The organism is Stappia sp. (genome assembly GCF_048261845.1).
Classification (GTDB): Bacteria; Pseudomonadota; Alphaproteobacteria; order Rhizobiales; family Stappiaceae; genus Stappia.
The window spans coordinates 20,265-35,241 of record NZ_JBLXFR010000003.1 but is presented as its reverse complement, the minus strand read 5'-3'; the positions used below and the strand labels follow the sequence as shown (position 1 = coordinate 35,241).

The 14,977-nt window shown below is 63.4% G+C and carries 13 protein-coding genes; 6 read left to right on the top strand and 7 right to left on the bottom strand.

Annotated features, from left to right (window positions below):
• Positions 1-9: 9 nt before the first annotated feature.
• Both hsdR and ACN0T5_RS02435 read right to left on the bottom strand, forming a co-directional pair.
• Positions 10-3,423, bottom strand: coding sequence for a type I restriction-modification system endonuclease (hsdR, locus tag ACN0T5_RS02440; protein WP_417767029.1), 3,414 nt, complete (start codon positions 3,421-3,423; stop codon positions 10-12).
• A 543-nt stretch (positions 3,424-3,966) separates the two neighbouring features.
• Complete coding sequence (locus tag ACN0T5_RS02435) at positions 3,967-4,290, bottom strand: putative quinol monooxygenase (RefSeq protein ID WP_417767028.1); 324 nt, start codon at positions 4,288-4,290, stop codon at positions 3,967-3,969.
• 161 nt (positions 4,291-4,451) lie between these two features.
• Here ACN0T5_RS02435 and ACN0T5_RS02430 point away from each other — a divergent pair, with 161 nt between their 5' ends.
• The gene (locus tag ACN0T5_RS02430) at positions 4,452-4,817 is read left to right on the top strand and encodes a winged helix-turn-helix transcriptional regulator (RefSeq protein ID WP_417767027.1); all 366 of its coding nucleotides are present in this window, start codon (positions 4,452-4,454) and stop codon (positions 4,815-4,817) included.
• Positions 4,818-5,143: 326 nt separating this feature from the next.
• The gene (chrA, locus tag ACN0T5_RS02425; protein WP_417767026.1) at positions 5,144-6,361 is read left to right on the top strand and encodes a chromate efflux transporter; all 1,218 of its coding nucleotides are present in this window, start codon (positions 5,144-5,146) and stop codon (positions 6,359-6,361) included.
• A gap of 16 nt (positions 6,362-6,377) precedes the next feature.
• On the opposite strand, the gene ACN0T5_RS02420 is transcribed toward chrA, so the two are convergent.
• Entirely contained in the window at positions 6,378-7,079 is a 702-nt protein-coding gene (locus ACN0T5_RS02420; protein WP_417767025.1) for a GntR family transcriptional regulator, read from the bottom strand.
• A 235-nt stretch (positions 7,080-7,314) separates the two neighbouring features.
• On the opposite strand from ACN0T5_RS02420, the gene ACN0T5_RS02415 reads away from it, so the two are divergent.
• Entirely contained in the window at positions 7,315-8,310 is a 996-nt protein-coding gene (locus ACN0T5_RS02415) for a N(4)-(beta-N-acetylglucosaminyl)-L-asparaginase (RefSeq protein WP_417767024.1), read from the top strand.
• A 79-nt stretch (positions 8,311-8,389) separates the two neighbouring features.
• Entirely contained in the window at positions 8,390-9,415 is a 1,026-nt protein-coding gene (locus ACN0T5_RS02410) for an amino acid ABC transporter substrate-binding protein (RefSeq protein WP_417767023.1), read from the top strand.
• Positions 9,416-9,450: 35 nt separating this feature from the next.
• On the opposite strand, the gene ACN0T5_RS02405 is transcribed toward ACN0T5_RS02410, so the two are convergent.
• A complete protein-coding gene (locus ACN0T5_RS02405; RefSeq protein WP_417767022.1) occupies positions 9,451-9,954 on the bottom strand; it encodes a DUF2214 domain-containing protein in 504 nt (167 codons plus the stop codon).
• A 29-nt stretch (positions 9,955-9,983) separates the two neighbouring features.
• Positions 9,984-10,358, bottom strand: coding sequence for a DUF6152 family protein (locus ACN0T5_RS02400; protein WP_417767021.1), 375 nt, complete (start codon positions 10,356-10,358; stop codon positions 9,984-9,986).
• A gap of 325 nt (positions 10,359-10,683) precedes the next feature.
• Here ACN0T5_RS02400 and ACN0T5_RS02395 point away from each other — a divergent pair, with 325 nt between their 5' ends.
• Positions 10,684-11,196: a hypothetical protein gene (locus ACN0T5_RS02395; RefSeq protein ID WP_417767020.1), complete on the top strand. Its 513-nt coding sequence runs from the start codon at positions 10,684-10,686 to the stop codon at positions 11,194-11,196.
• A 55-nt stretch (positions 11,197-11,251) separates the two neighbouring features.
• The gene (locus ACN0T5_RS02390) at positions 11,252-13,996 is read left to right on the top strand and encodes a M10 family metallopeptidase C-terminal domain-containing protein (protein WP_417767019.1); all 2,745 of its coding nucleotides are present in this window, start codon (positions 11,252-11,254) and stop codon (positions 13,994-13,996) included.
• Between the two features lie 82 nt (positions 13,997-14,078).
• On the opposite strand, the gene ACN0T5_RS02385 is transcribed toward ACN0T5_RS02390, so the two are convergent.
• The gene (locus ACN0T5_RS02385; protein ID WP_417767018.1) at positions 14,079-14,639 is read right to left on the bottom strand and encodes a VOC family protein; all 561 of its coding nucleotides are present in this window, start codon (positions 14,637-14,639) and stop codon (positions 14,079-14,081) included.
• Between the two features lie 107 nt (positions 14,640-14,746).
• Entirely contained in the window at positions 14,747-14,968 is a 222-nt protein-coding gene (locus ACN0T5_RS02380) for a DUF2783 domain-containing protein (protein ID WP_417767017.1), read from the bottom strand.
• Positions 14,969-14,977 lie beyond the last annotated feature (9 nt).

The window sequence follows — 14,977 nt, the reverse complement described above, 5'->3', positions numbered from 1 at the left end:
TTGACCAGATCAGGCGGCTGGCGTGCCCCAGATCGCCTCGTTGAATTGCTGCAGGATGGTGCCGAGATCGTCGCCGAACTCCTGCGAGATGCGGGTGTAGCCGCCCTTGTCGGCAAAAACGCCCTGGTCGAGCAGGGTGGGATCGGCCACCGGCTTGTCCTTCAGCGCCCGGCCGATGCGGCGCAGCCAGTCTTTCTGGTGCTTGCTCCAGTCGCGGGAGCTTTCGATCTTCCCGATGGCCGCATCGACCCGCTCGGCATAGGGCACCAGCGGATCGCCCAGCGCCGCCTGACGGACGAAGCCGATGATGTGGGCGGCGATGTCGGCATTGCGCGCCTTGCCATAGGCGGCGCGGAGCATGGCTTCGGAGTAGTTCTCCTCGTCCAGAAGGGCGGCCAGCTCGGACAGCTCCTTGCGGGTCAGGTTTCGCGGCTTCTGAGTAACGGCGATCAGCGCCGGCACCCGGTTCATGTTCTCCCGAACATAGCGCTCGAAGCCCTCGATGTAGTCCTCCGGCGTGGTGTTCCGGCCAAAGATCTCCTCGATCCTGAGCAACTCGTCTTCATGGGTGGAGATGACGACACCGTCTTTCGAGCCGTCCCGCCGCACCGGCTTGCGTTCGAGGATCTCGGCAGCGCGCGGGTGATCGTCGAGCCACGCGGCCAGGTCCGTGGCGGGACGGGTCGAGAGCTGTTCCAGCACCGCTTCCGGGGACTGCCCGGTGTGATTGGCGAAGCTCTCGCGGGTTTCGTCATCGATCCGGCTGGCGAGCGAACGCATCTTGACGATCACCTGTCCCGCGACCCAGGCCTTGTCCTCCTCCGGTGCGCTGATGAAGTCGGATACCAGCTGCTTCAGGGAGATATCCGGCCTGACCACCACCGGACGCATGTCGGACATCTCCTGCAGTTCCGCGTAGAGGTCGACGGCGTCGAAGATCCGGAAGTGCCGCTTGTCGATCTCCGGGCAGAGGCGCGTCGCCCGGCCGATCATCTGGTCATACAGAATGCGGCTTCTCACCCGGCGCAGGAACACCAGATTGCAGATGGTCGGAACGTCCACGCCGGTGGTCAGAAGATCCACCGTCACCACGTATTTCGGCAGGGGGTCGTTCCTGAACTTCAGGATCCAGTCCTGGGTGTGGTCGGTTCGGCCGGTGATCTTCTGCACCATGCCGTTCGGCACGGAGCTTTCGCCATACTCGTCGACAAGCTCGGCCGTCAGGATCCTGACCACATCGTCGGCATGGTCGTCGCGGGCGGCGAAGATCAGCGTCTTGCCGGGGGCGTCCGGCGGGATCTCCCGCGCGAGCGCCTGGCAGACCGTCCGGTTGAAGCTTTCCGAATAGACACGCTTGTTGAAGGTGGCGAGGTCGTAGTCGAGCTTCACATCATCGGGCAGCTCGAACAGGTCGATGGTGCCGGTCCGGCGGTCGATGATCTCGACCTCCTCGCCGCCCTCGAAATGAATGCCCGCCTCGGCGAGAGCCGTGGTGATGCGCTTCGGCGGCAGGTGATCGATCAGGTAACCCTCGATCACCGCCTGGCGGTAGCCGTAGTGATAGACCGGGTGGCCGAAGATCTCGCGGGTGTGGAGCGCCGGTGTCGCCGTCAGCGCGATCTTCGCCGCGTCGAAGTAGTCAAGCACCTGACGATAGGCCGACTGGTACTCCTCCAGCGAGCGGAAGACGATGTCGCGTTCGCTCAACTCCGCATCGAGCGTGTAGCCGCGATGGGCCTCGTCGACGATGATGCAATCGTACATCCCCGGGGTCGGCCGCTTGCCGACATCCTCGTCCGTGCTGTCGATCCGGGAGACGAGCGACTGCACCGTCGCCACATGAACCTTGGTGTTCTTGTCCGGGAGCCGGTCGTCGAGACCGGCGACGCCGTAGACCTGCGCGAAGTTGAGCAGCCCTTCCAGGCTGGTCGTCTGCAGTGCGTCCTGCGTCTGCTTGCCCAGCGCCTTGCGGTCGACCAGGAACAGGATGCGGTTGAAGCGCTTGTGCTTCAGCAGCCGGTACATGAGCGCGATGGCGGTGCGGGTCTTGCCCGTCCCGGTCGCCATGGAGATCAGGATTTCCCGCTGCCCCGAGCCGATCGCGTCCTCGATGGCGTCGATGGCCTCTTCCTGATAGGGGCGCAGAACGCCCTTGCCGAACGTCTTTTCCCCCATGCCCCCGGCAGCCGCGTCCAGATCGATTTCCAGCTTCGACCGCAAGTCCTGCGGGGCAAACCACTGCCGCATCGCGGAGGGGTGGTTGTTGGGATGTCGCAGGTCGCAATGCCAGATGCCTGACTTGGTTTTCCATTGCTGGACGAACGGGCGGCCGTTGGTCGCGAACGCGAAGGGCACCCGGAATGGAGCATCCAGCCCGTGTTGCCAGGGGCCGCCTTCAGCAATGTTTTCCGGCTCCAGTTTCAATGTGGCGGCGTAGCTCTGGGCCTGTGCCAGCACGCCGGGGACGTCCGCCGTCTCCCGTTTGGCCTCGATCACGCCGACACAGGTCTCGCCGATGAACAGCGCATAATCCGCCCGCCCCCTGTCGGCCGGCCATTCGGCAATCGCAAGGTTGCGTCCCTTTTCCGGACGCGCGCCCTTCGCATGGGTCAGTTCCTGGCTGTCGGCTTCCCAGCCCATGGCGATGAGCTGCACATCGATGAGGAGGCGGGTGTCGTCCTCGTCAAGTTCCAGCTTGCTTGCTGCTTGCCAGGCTGCGTCTCTGAAACCCTGCCGGACCTGTTCGGGTTGCGCTTCGGCTTGTTCTTGCAGATTGGCCAGCTTGGACGCCAGCTCCGCTGCCGTGGCTTCCTGCTCCAGCGCGGTCCGTGCCCATTCCGCGCTGTCCTGGGCAGCTTGGCGGGCCAGTTCCTCGGCGGCTTCCTTGGCTTTGGCGAGGTCGTCTGCGGAGGCGCGGGCCCTTTCCAGCGAAGCTTCGGCCGCAATGACACGCTGCTGATACTCGGCAATCTTCGCCCGGGTCTCTTCGTCGAGGTCGGAGGAACTCTTCGGCGGAACGAAGGGGCCGGGCCTGAAGTCCGGATCCCGGCCGTAGGTGCGCCTGTACCAGACGCCAAGAGATCGGCAGAACTTCAGTGCGGACAAGGCCTCGCCGGGCGTGCCGCTGAACTCGTGGGTGGCCCGGTTGCCCTGTCTGCGGACAGCGTGAAAGACGTCGGACACCTCGCGGGGAAGCACCTGTTGGGCGGTCAGGCGGCGAAGAAGATCGTTCGTGGTTTCCCGAAGCGCAGGGTCATGGCGCCCGGAGATCGCCGCCACTTCCCTAACCATCAACTCCGCAAACTGGCGGCTCTTGATCAGGGAGGTGTTCGCGTCCTGGGAGAAGAACCGCTCGGCGAGAGCACCCAGCTTGTGAAGCTCCGGGCTCAATGGTTTCAGGTGATCGAAATTCGTCGATGACATGGGCGAGAACCATTTGAAAGCAACGGTTTATCTTCACCGCCCAGCAGAGGTGGTGTCAATCTGGTTCTTCAACTTCTGACGCGGTGTAGCGGCTCTTTCGTCAATGCCGCTCCAACAACGGCCTTCAGGCAACTTCATTCCACAAGTCTTCCCATCAAAGGGGTCTGAATGGAGTTCCAGGTATCTGAAATAAAATGAGTATTATCTCAATCAGCTCCCTCGTCCTTGAGATGGGGCCTATCGAAGAGAACCTTTCGCCCATCAGCGACCCGACGCCCGACCAGGAACGGGCTTGCGCCCCCTGGAACTGCTTTCCGGACGCCGGATCACGGTTTTCTACGACGGGATCAGCGGCAACACCATGCTGGACTACGAGGAAATGCTACCGCGTGGAACTGCGCCAGCACGGGTGCCCGATGCTTCTGCGCGTGTCCGGCTGCCTGCTCCTGCATGGTGGTTCGTCACATTGCACACAGTTGCTGGCCCGCCTCGACAGGTCGAACCCGGCCCCGCTGCAAATGCCGGATCGGTTCCCTGTGCCGCTTACGGCGCGAGTGTGCGGCCTTGCGAGTGAGAGATGTAGATCTCCCGGCTCAGGATGCGCAGCTTCATCGCCTTTTCCAGCATGGCGTGGAAATCCGGGCTGCTGGTGTGAGCATCGAGTGCTGCCTTGTCGGCCCATCCTTCTGCCAGGTGAAACACCCCCGGCTCGTTCACGTCCCGGGAGGCGATGTAATAGAGGCATCCTGGCTTGTTTACCGTTGCAGGAACTGAATCCGCTGCAATGCTGGCGAAAGCCGCCGCATCTGCAGTGTCAACCCTGTAGGTGCCCACTATGCTCAAGTAGGTATCGGCCGAACTGTTCATCGTTTTCTCCATAAGCCAGCTCAAGGCTGACCGGCGTCTTGCTACCGAGCCTTCAGCTCTGACACTTCAATCCCGGGGGACTGCTGTTGGAGAAATATGCTATTGCTTTTCATTCCACCAGTATGCACCTTTTGGTAAGTACCATACAGGGGCACCGAAGAATGCCGAGACCTCCCTTCTCCTGCGGACTGGATGCCGTTCTGGCCATCTCGGGCGGCAAGTGGAAGCCGTTGATAATCTACCACTTGGCCCATGGCACTCACCGCTACGGCGAATTGAGGCGTGCTGTCGGAAATGTGACCGACAAGATGCTTGTCCAGCATCTGAAAGAGATGGTCGCCGATGGCCTGGTTGCCCGACACGACTTCAAGGACATCCCTCCCAAAGTCGAGTACGCGCTGACCCCTCTGGGCAAGAGCCTTGCCGAGGCTCTCGCGCCCCTATGCGTTTGGGGTACGGAGCACATGTTGGTTGTTGAAAAGGCCGTGACCGCCCGTGGCTTGGTGGCCGCCCAAAACGGGTCATAGAGGAAGCACGGTTCAAGAATGCACGTTATCGGCCTGCTCAACGGCAGCTTTTGGGAGCGCCGATATGGAAATTGGGTGGCACAGATGGGGTCGGAAGCTGCGGTTCAGCCTCGGTGGTTGCGGGGCCGGCTGACGGGCCTGAAAGTTCACTAGCACGCGCCGTCATGAAGGTATTCCGGCCCGCAGCGTGATGACCGTCTGACCAAAGCCGCATCCAGGCAGGTTCGAATGTCACGAAAGTGTTTCCCGACCACCGCACAAGACCGCAAGGGTTTGGCTGCGGCGCCAGTCCGGCGGAGAATTGTCGAAAGAGGCCGCAAATCCGGATGACCGACACAACCGCCACCGAGACGACAGGCGCCCCGCAAGGCACATCTGGCGAGGTTTTCAGGGCGTTCCTCAAACTGGGGCTGACATCCTTTGGCGGGCCGATCGCACACCTTGGATATTTCCGTGACGAGTTGGTGACGCGGCGGCGCTGGCTGTCCGATCAGTCCTACGCGGACCTTGTTGCGCTCTGCCAGTTCCTGCCCGGTCCCGCATCCAGCCAGGTCGGTTTCGCGCTGGGGATGATGCGGGCCGGCTGGCCGGGCGCGCTTGCCGCCTTTGTCGCCTTCACGTTGCCGTCCGCGCTGATCTTGCTGGCCCTGGCGATGACGGCTTCGCATGTCTCGGGTCCGGTCGGCGCCGGCGTCCTGCATGGCCTCAAGATTGTCGCTGTTGCCATCGTGGCGCAGGCGGTATGGGGCATGGCGAAGAACCTCTGTCCGGACCGCGAGCGCGCCACCATTGCCGTGGGAGCCGTGGCCATCCTTGCACTCGTGCCCGGAGCTTTCGGGATGGTCGGGGCCATCGCGTTCGGCGCGGTGGCGGGACTGGCCCTTGCGCGCGGCACGAAACAGCAGGTGAGTGGCCATGTGACCATGCCGGTCAGCCGGTGGCTGGCGGGTTTGTCCCTTGTCGTTTTCGCGGCCCTGCTGGTGCTGTTGCCGGTTGTCGCGGGCGGATCGCAGGTGCTTGCCGTTTTCGACAGCTTCTACCGTGCGGGGGCACTGGTGTTCGGCGGCGGACATGTCGTTCTGCCGCTTCTTCAGGCCGAGACCGTCGCCACAGGATGGGTTTCCCCGGGTGCGTTTCTTGCCGGCTATGGCGCGGCACAGGCCGTACCCGGCCCGCTCTTCACGTTCGCCGCATATCTTGGGGCGGTGCTGGGGAGCGAGCCCAACGGAATGGCCGGGGCGGCGATCGCGTTGCTCGCCGTATTCCTGCCCGGGTTCCTGATCCTGGTTGGTGTTCTGCCGTTCTGGGACAGGTTCCGGGCGATGGCTCCGGCGCAGTCCCTGATGCAGGGCGCGAACGCAGCCGTGGTCGGTATCCTCGGCGCTGCGCTCTACTCGCCCGTTTTCACCAGCGCCATTGGCGACATGCGTGACTTTACCCTGGCGCTGCTGTGCTTTGTCCTGCTCATGGCATGGAAGCTTGCGCCCTGGAAAGTGGTGCTCATTGCCGGGATTGGCGGAGCAGGCCTCGCGCTTTCCGTTTAGAGGCTCGACCTCGCGCTCAAGTTCCGCCCTTCACCGCTTCTTGCTGGCGCAGCGCCTTCAGGCGTGAAATCAGCGTCCGGGCACCAAGCAGGATATGCGTCGTCAGGTGTTCCCGGGCACCGCTGGCGTCGCCCTTCCGGCACAGCTCGATCAGCATCCGGTGTTCCCGGTTCATCCGCTCGCGGCCGCCGGTCAACCGGATCGGCAACGGAAAATGCCGATAGGCATTGCGGTAGAGCTTGTGCACCAGTTCCAGCGTGCGCGGCCGGTTTGCCGGCGTGTAGAGAGTCGCGTGAAAGCGCCAGTTCAGCTCCGACCAGCTCTCGTCCCTGGGGTCGCTCTCCATCTGGCTGACCAGGGCCTCCGCCCGTGCGTAGTCCTTTTCGCCCAGAAGCGGCATTGCCTGCTCGAGCAACCAGGATTCGAGCTGTGCGCGGATCTCGTAGGTTTCCTCCAGGTCATCGATGGAGAGACCGGAGACCACAGCACCCTTGTGCGACACCAGGGTCACCAGCCCCTCGGCTTCCAGCTGGTGCAGGGCCTCGCGCACGGGCACGCGACTGACACCCAGTTCCGCCGCCAGCTTTTCCTGCCGCAACTGTGTTCCCTCGGGCAGGGTGCCGCCCAGGATGCGCTCGCGCAGCAGGTCGACGACCTGCGCGCTTGTCGTCTTGCGGCGCAGGGTCGCGTCGGCCTCTGATGCGTTTGTCGATGTCATCGGCAGGTCGTGTCTCGTGTCCGGTGTGTCCAACGGGCAGGAATACCCGGTCATCGGACGGGATCATAGCAGCCATTCGCCTCCGAAAATATTGTATCCAATTTTCTCGGGAACTCGCCGGTCTCGCGTTTGTGCGAAAGAGAGAACTCCGCAACCCTGTTGACCTGCGAGCAGATATCGGGTTGAGTGCGGCAAGAGTAATTGGATACAATATGCAAAATATGAAACCTGAAGCGTGGGCCACACCAACATGATCGTCTTGTCCAACAATGAGGGTGCCTGCGGCATCCCGGCATCCGCCGGGCTGCTGGCCGACGGCCGGTCCGCACTCGATGCGCTCGAGGCGGGCCTGCGTCTGGTCGAGGCGGACGAGAGCGTGCGCACGGTGGGTCGTGGTGGCTGGCCGAACCTTCTCGGCGAGGTCGAGCTCGACGCCTCCGTGATGGACGGCACAACGTTCCGGACCGGTTCGGTCGGGGCCCTCACCGGCTTTCTTCATCCGGTCAGCGTCGCCCGGCAGGTCATGGAGCAGTTGCCGCACGAACTTCTGGTCGGCGAGGGCGCCCGCCGGTTCGCCGCCGAGATTGGCGCGGAGGCCGGCGAGCTGCTGATGCCGCATGCGGAAAACGCCTGGCGTCGCTGGTTCGAGACCGAGGTGGGCGAGGTCGATCGCCGCAAATGGCCGGATGTCCCGATGCGCGAACTCTGCCGTCAGGCGATCGATCCGGAACTCGGTCGCGACACGACCGTGTTTCTCGGCCAGGACCGCAATCGCGACATTGCCGCCGCGACAAGCACGTCCGGCTGGGGCTGGAAATATCCGGGCCGGCTGGGCGACAGCCCGATCATCGGAGCCGGCTCCTATGCGGACAGCCGCCATGGCGCCTGTGCCTGCACCGGCGTTGGCGAGATGAGCATCCGGGCCGGCACCTCGCGCGCCGTCGTCCTCTACATGAAGATGGGTCTTTCCGTCGAAGAGGCGGTCCATGAGGCGGTCGGCGACATGCGTCGCCTCGTCGGCGGCCTTGTCGGGCGCGTCACGATCCACGCCATCGATGCGCAGGGAAATCACAAGGTGGTCGCCGTCAACGGCCTGCCGGAGAACCACTACTGGCTCTGGTGCGAGGGCGATCCCGCTCCCCGGGCGCATCCGGCGGAGATCGTCGTCATCAGCGACGATCCGGCACCGAAACCGACGGCGCATGTCCGCTATGAGGTCATGAACCTGTAGCGCTCCTGCCTGCAACGGCGGCGGGGGAACGCGCCGCCGTCCTGTGAAGCTGAAAACAACACCAACCGGAGGACATGGAATGGCATCAACTGGCATCAGGCTGGCGGTCGCGGTGGCGGGAACGCTGCTGCTTGGAAATGCGGCCCTGGCGAAGGGTACGCTCGACATCGTCAAGGAGCGCGGGCGGCTCGTCTGTGGCACCAGCACCGGCATTGCCGGTTTCAGCATGGCCGATGACAAGGGCGTATGGACAGGCCTTGATGTGGACGTCTGCCGGGCGCTGGCGGCCGCCATCTTCGATGATCCCGAGAAGGCGGATTTCGTGCCGCTGTCGAGCAAGGACCGTCTTGTTGCCTTGCAGACCGGCGAGATCGACGTCCTGCCGCGTACCACGACCTGGACGCTTGGCCGGGACGCCGGGATCGGCCTCGATTTCACGGCCGTCAATTATTATGACGGCCAGGGGTTCCAGGTGCGCCGCTCGCTCGGCGTCGAGACGATCACGGAGCTGAACGGCGCCTCGATCTGCACCGTGCAGGGCACCACGAACGAGTTGAACCTCGCCGATTATTTCCGCGTCAACGGGATGGATTACCAGCTCGTCACCTTCCAGAGCATCGACGACACGGTGAAGGCCTATGAAAGCGGGCGCTGCGACGCGCTGACGACGGACATGTCGCAGCTTGTCTCCTACCGTCTCAAGATGGCCGAGCCGGATACGCACATGCTGCTGCCCGGCGTCATCTCCAAGGAGCCGCTCGGCCCCTATGTCCGCCAGGGCGACGACACGTGGTTCGACATCGTCCGCTGGACCGTCTTCGCGATGGTCAACGCGGAGGAGCTCGGCCTCACCCGGGCCAATGTCGACGAGATTGCCGGGTCCACCGACAATCCGGAGATCCGCCGGCTTCTCGGTCTCGAGGGCGAGTTCGGCAAGAACCTCGGCCTGACCAACGACTGGGTTGCCCGCATCGTTCGTCATGTCGGCAATTACGGCGAGTCCTTCGACCGGAACCTCGGCAGCGGCAGCCCGATGCAGCTTCCGCGGGGGGTCAACGCACTCTGGTCGCAGGGCGGCATCCAGTTCGCCCCGCCGATCCGCTGATCTGTCGGGGCGGGCGGAGCGACCCGCCCGCCCCTTCAGTCTGCGACAAAGGCGAGAAGGCGGCCGCAGATGAGCGCGCCGCCCCATGCAATGAGCGACACCGCCCCGGCGAGCCTCAGCCGCGATGGGGAAAGCCCGGCAAGCGTTGCTGCCATGTCCGCACCGGGTTGCCGCCTTGTTGCCGCCGATGCATGCGTCAGCAGCGCTGATACGGTGCCGAGCGAGACCAGCGCCATCTTGGCGAGAAACAGCGGTGCCGCCGCGTAGTCCGCCGGCGCGGCGAGAAACAGCATCAGCCCCGATGACAGGGCGAGCATGAGGCCGCATGCGGCGCATGGCACCAGAACCCGGACGAGCGGAGCCAGGGGCGCGGCCTGCCGCCAGACGCCCAGAAGCCGCAGGTCAAGCGGCAGGATCGAGCCGACCAGAACCGCCAGGCCTGCGACATGCGCCGTGTTGACCAACGCGTATCCCCAGCGCGAAACGCGCATCCATTCCGACACGGGCAGGGTCTGGAGGAACGCCGTCAGCGTTTCCATTGCATCCGGCCCTCCCTCTTCATTCGCCGTCAGTCCCGGTCGGGATAGAGGTTGTAGGTCCGGGTTGCGATGACGATCCGCTCCGCCTTCATCAACCGGTCGCCGATGTCGGCCGACGGCTCGCCGATGAAGGCCGCCTCGACGCCGGGAGCGAGGTCGCCCTCCTTCAGCCCGGCGCGGGTGTTGCGCCATGGCTGGCCGACCTCCACCGTCCACATCTCGCCTTCGGCGTCGACCTTCAGCACCCCGTGAGGATTGCCGAGGCGTGCCTCGCGGATGATACCGGTCAGCTCGATGTTCTTGCCGCTGGTCCAGCGCCAGCCGTGATGGGCATCGGCCTCAAGGCCGATGCCGGCAAGGAGGAAGAGGGCGAAAAGCCCGGTGAGCATGCGTGAACGGCCCATGACGGAAACCCCCTTGTTCGACCGGCCGCAGCGACCGCGTCACCGGCGACGGACGTCTTCCCCTGAAAGCTAGTCGGGGAACCGTGCCGGTCAAGCCGCGACGCAGGGTATCCGGCGAGCGGTTTCCCTCCCAACCTTGACTGGGACGGCGGATACGTCGATCCTGCCAGTGATGAATTGTCCGAGTTTCCCTGGTTCCGGGGAAGCGGGCAGGATTGGGTTTTGTCACGAGAGTGTTACGGTCGCCCGGCAGGGTGGAGATATTGATACAGACGATTTGGCTTCGGCGGTCCGGGTTGCGGGACGATTGGAAACTGCAGCGAGTGTGGCGGTGACCCAGGGCAACCTGACGGTGCTCCCGATGTCTTTTGCAATGGCACTGATGATGTCTTTGCCGGCAGGGGCTCTGCCGGTTGCAAAGCTAACAACCGTGGGGGCGGGGGCCGGAACAATGGCGGAAATCTCGGGATCTCGGACGGCCCAGGCGGGACACCCGGCTCGACTGATCGTCGTGTCCTGCAATGCTGCGAGTGAGAACTGGAAAGGCGCCGCATGCCGCGCCCTCAAGGCGGGGCTGGAGCGCAGGTCGGCCGGCCGGCAAACCGAAGTTCTCGCAAAGGGTGACGAAGCGGAAGGAAAAGCTTATCTTGCGGTCGATATCGAATGGCTGCGGATCGAGCCGACCTTTCTTCTTGCGCGCCTCGTCTGGCAACTGGATGGCGCTGCACGACAGACCGGTCCGGAAATCGAAGTCTCGGTCAACGACCGTGATGTGACGGAAAGCGATGCCGTGCATCTGGCCGAAACGCTTGTGAAGATGACGCCCTTGCCGTTTTGAGCGGGCGCGGCCGGACGTGGCGATGACTTGGCGGTTTTGACGGGAGAGCGGGATTATGTGCGAGCTTTGCGCGATGGTCGGGCCGGAAGTGGCCAAGGAAGTCAACGGTTTCGACTGCGATGCCCCGCCGGCTGAGCCGGGTCCGGATATGGCGACGGTGACAGAGACCGGGGACGCGCCGGCCGGCAGGACCACGCCCTATGCGATGGGCGTCGGCGACACGTTTTCCGGAAACCTGGGCTCCGTTGGCGATCGCGACTGGGTTGCGATTACATTGACCGCCGGGAGCACCTACCAGATCACGCTGGATGGTGCCGGCGCCTCGCCGCTCTACGACCCCTACCTGCGCCTCTACAATACCGACGGTTTGCTGATCGCGAGCAACGATGATGGTGGACCGGGTGTAAACTCGGCGCTAAACTACACAATTCCGACGAACGGAATCTATTATCTTGCGGCTGGGGCTTACAACGACCAGTATACCGGTACGTACAACTTGACGATCTCCGAGACACTGCCACCGCCGGTCTTCACGCATGACCAGATCGCCCTTTATCTGACTGACGGTTACTGGAACGACACATCCCGTTCGCAGCGCTCCTTCAATGTGGGCGGTGACAATGCGATCGATGTCAATATCACCGCGTTGACGGCCGATGGCCAGTTCCTGGCGACCAATGCCCTGCTTGCCTGGACCAACGTCACCGGCATCAACTTCAATTTCGTCACGAGCGGCGGCGAGATCCTCTTCGACGACAACGGGTCGGGCGCCTCCAACAGCTCGACGACCAGCGGCAACACGATCCTCGAATCCCGCGTCAACGTCTCGACGGCATGGCTGGCGAACAGCGGCACGACGATCGACAGCTATTCCTTCCAGACCTATATCCACGAGATCGGCCATGCGCTCGGTCTCGGTCATGGCGGCCACTACAACAGCACGGCAACCTACGGCGTCGACAACCACTATGCCAATGACTCGTGGCAGGCCACGGTCATGTCCTATTTCGATCAGACCGAGAACACGTCGATCGCCGCGAGCTATGCCTATATCACGACGCCGATGATCGCCGACATCATCGCGATCCAGAACCTCTACGGCACGCCCACGACGATACGCACCGGCAACACGACCTATGGCGAGAACTCCAATGCCGGCGGCTATCTCGACACCTTGCTGTCGTCTCCGAATGCGGTGGCGCTGACCATCTATGACAATGGCGGCTTCGACACGCTCGATTTCGGCACCCAGACGGCCGACCAGCTGATCGACCTGCGGGCCGAAGCGATCTCCAATGTCGCCGGTCTCATCGGCAACCTGTCGATCGCCCGCGGTACGATCATCGAGAACGCGATCGGCGGGTCGGGCAATGACACGATCTATGGCAACAGCGCCCACAACCTGATCGACGGCAATGGCGGTTGGGACACGGCCGTCATTGATGCCGCCCAGTCGTCGATCACCGGGACCTATCGCTTCGCCGAGGCGATTGTCTATGCGACATCGCAGGGCAATGACGTCTTCTTCGACATCGAGCACATCGTGTTCAACGACGGTTCGGTCTCGGGCGCCGTCTCCGCCTCGGACTGGTCGATCCTCATGTATTCGGCATCGAATGTCGATCTGCTGACCGGGCTCGGCGCCGATGTGCGCGAACTCTTCACCCACTACGCCAATTACGGCATTGCCGAGGGCCGCCAGATCAACTTCGACGCCTGGGGGTATCTCGCGTCCCACACGGACCTGATCGCCGGCATCGGTGCCAGCGTCAACGGCGCGGCCTCGCACTACGTGACCACCGGCTATGGCGAGGGTCGGCAGATCACCTTCAGCGGCTTGGACTACATCGCTTCCAACACAGACCTTATCGGCATCTATGGCACCAACGCCAATGGCGGCGCGCAGCACTATGTCTCCTACGGGTATGCCGAAGGGCGGCAGGTCACGTTCAGCGGTCTGGAATATATCGCGTCCTTTGCCGATCTGCGAAGCGGGCTCGGCACCAATGAGGAAGCAGGCACGCTGCACTTCATCAACTATGGCTTTGGCGAGGGTCGGACGGTCAATTTCGACGCGCGCCTCTATCTCGGTGCCTATGCGGACCTGAGGGCGTCGTTCGGACTTGATCGGGATGCGGCAGCCATCCACTTCATCCAGAACGGTGCCGCGGAAGGACGCTCCGACGATGCCTTCAATGCGCTCGAATACATCGCCTCCTATACCGACCTGATTTCCGGGATCGGTGCCAATGCGGCGGCCGGCACCGAGCACTTTCTCAACTATGGCTTCAACGAGGGGCGAGCAGACAATTTCGATGGTCTCGCCTACATTGCATCCCATGGCGATCTGATCGCAGGTCTCGGCGCGGATGCCTCCGCCGGTGCGCATCATTACATTCTTTACGGTTTCGGCGAGGGACGGACCACGACCTTCGACGCCAACGCGTATCTCAATGCAGCCGGAAACAGCGATCTGCTGGCGGCCTTTGGCAGCGACTTGCGGGCTGCCACCATCCACTACATCCAGAACGGCTTCAGTGAAGGCCGGGCGACCTCGGCGGAAGAGCCGGTCGTCAAGATGGCCGAACTTGGCGGGGACGATGTCTTCGTCTTCGACGGCATCGACATGGCTCATTCCGACATGGACGGTGCGGATCGGCCCGGCGACCCGTTCTTCTTCGACAACGATGCGGGCGACACGTCCGCGGATCCGTTCGACGGCCAGCTGGATACCGGGTTCGACTTTGCCGCCATTCCCGATGTGCTGCAGCTCGGACCGGGCGACTTCGCCCATATCTGACCGAAGCTTCACCTGCAGGTGTGACATCTGACACGAAAACGGCGCGGGTTGCCCGCGCCGTTCTCGTTCCGCCGGACGGGCCTCAGGCCTTGCCGAGTTCCTTGGAGTGGAGCCAGGCAGCGTGCCGGGGAGCGCGTTTGGTTTTCGACCACTCCTCCAGCATGTCCCATTTTACCGCGTCGAGCTTCTCCATCATCGCCTCCTCGGCCGGGTCCGGGCAGGCCAGCTCGACGCGATGTCCGTTCGGGTCGAAGAAATAGATCGAATGAAAGATCGAGTGGTCGGTGATGCCGAGCACCTCGATGCCGTTCCTCTCCAGCTTTTCCTTGTAGGCGATCAGCGTGTCGCGGTCCTTCACCTTGAAGGCGATGTGCTGGACCCAGACCGGCGTGTTGGGGTCCCGGCCCATCTCCGGCCTGGTCGGCAGTTCGAAAAAGGCGAGCACGTTGCCTGCACCCGCATCGAGGAACACATGCATGTAAGGGTCCGGCTCGTGGGTCGAGGGCACGCTGTCTTCCGCGATCGCCAGCACGAAGCCCATGTTCAGGTTGTCGACATACCAGTTCACCGTCTCCTTCGCGTCCTTGCAGCGATAGGCAACGTGATGAATCCGGTCGATTTTAAGCATTGGTTCGACTGTCATGTCGGGCACTCCCGTTCGTGGTTGAAACGGAACGCCCCGTCCGCGTTCGAACTGCGCCGTTTCGCGCGCGCGAGGCCCCTCAGCCGCGGCGCAAGACGGAAGGTCGGTCAGCCGCCGGTGGTGTCCTGGTTGCGTGCGGCGGAAAATGCGGCGCGCAGGACGTCGCGATCGCCGACATGGTTGGCAAGCACCAGCACCAATCGGGCGTTCAACGCCTCGCTTTCCTCGCGCGAGAGCCCCTCGTGCAGGGCGATCAGTTCGGCATAGAAGCCGTCCGGGTCGGCGATATTGGGGGAAAGCCGCAAGCCGGTGTCGGCGGGTCCTGTCATTGTCTGCTC

Coding starts and splice junctions, on each gene's coding strand:
- ACN0T5_RS02380 (WP_417767017.1), bottom strand. CDS start 14,968: ATGACAGGACCCGCCGACACCGGCTTGCGGCTTTCCCCCAATATCGCC.
- ACN0T5_RS02420 (WP_417767025.1), bottom strand. CDS start 7,079: ATGACATCGACAAACGCATCAGAGGCCGACGCGACCCTGCGCCGCAAG.
- chrA (WP_417767026.1), top strand. CDS start 5,144: ATGACCGACACAACCGCCACCGAGACGACAGGCGCCCCGCAAGGCACA.
- hsdR (WP_417767029.1), bottom strand. CDS start 3,423: ATGTCATCGACGAATTTCGATCACCTGAAACCATTGAGCCCGGAGCTT.
- ACN0T5_RS02385 (WP_417767018.1), bottom strand. CDS start 14,639: ATGACAGTCGAACCAATGCTTAAAATCGACCGGATTCATCACGTTGCC.
- ACN0T5_RS02390 (WP_417767019.1), top strand. CDS start 11,252: ATGTGCGAGCTTTGCGCGATGGTCGGGCCGGAAGTGGCCAAGGAAGTC.
- ACN0T5_RS02430 (WP_417767027.1), top strand. CDS start 4,452: ATGCCGAGACCTCCCTTCTCCTGCGGACTGGATGCCGTTCTGGCCATC.
- ACN0T5_RS02410 (WP_417767023.1), top strand. CDS start 8,390: ATGGCATCAACTGGCATCAGGCTGGCGGTCGCGGTGGCGGGAACGCTG.
- ACN0T5_RS02435 (WP_417767028.1), bottom strand. CDS start 4,290: ATGAACAGTTCGGCCGATACCTACTTGAGCATAGTGGGCACCTACAGG.
- ACN0T5_RS02405 (WP_417767022.1), bottom strand. CDS start 9,954: ATGGAAACGCTGACGGCGTTCCTCCAGACCCTGCCCGTGTCGGAATGG.
- ACN0T5_RS02400 (WP_417767021.1), bottom strand. CDS start 10,358: ATGGGCCGTTCACGCATGCTCACCGGGCTTTTCGCCCTCTTCCTCCTT.